General features: G+C 41.0%; 1 rRNA gene. It reads left to right on the top strand.

Annotated features, from left to right (window positions below):
* The first annotated feature begins 141 nt into the window (after nucleotides 1–141).
* A 5S ribosomal RNA gene (rrf, locus tag ACLHR0_RS31700) occupies nucleotides 142–253 on the top strand.
* The last annotated feature ends 8 nt before the right edge of the window (nucleotides 254–261 follow it).

Genomic DNA, 261 nt, shown 5'->3' with positions numbered 1-261 from the left:
GGTGTAAGGGTGGTAACATCGCAGCCGAGTAATACTAATTGCCCGTAAGCTTTAATTTTTTAAATATTACGTTAAAGAGTCTTAGAATACAACTTTCCCGATATGTTATCTTATTAGTTTGCTGTAAAGCAAAGAAGATCTTATGGTGGTTATGCCGAGGGTGTTCACCTCTTCCCATTCCGAACAGAGAAGTTAAGCCCCTCATGGCCGATGGTACTGCAATATCATGCGGGAGAGTAGGTAGCTGCCATACTTATTAAG

It is taken from the genome of Chitinophaga sp. ARDCPP14 (assembly GCF_051362515.1).
Lineage (GTDB): Bacteria > Bacteroidota > Bacteroidia > Chitinophagales > Chitinophagaceae > Chitinophaga.
Note: the sequence above shows the minus strand (reverse complement) of the source record. Positions and strands in the feature narration are given on the sequence as shown.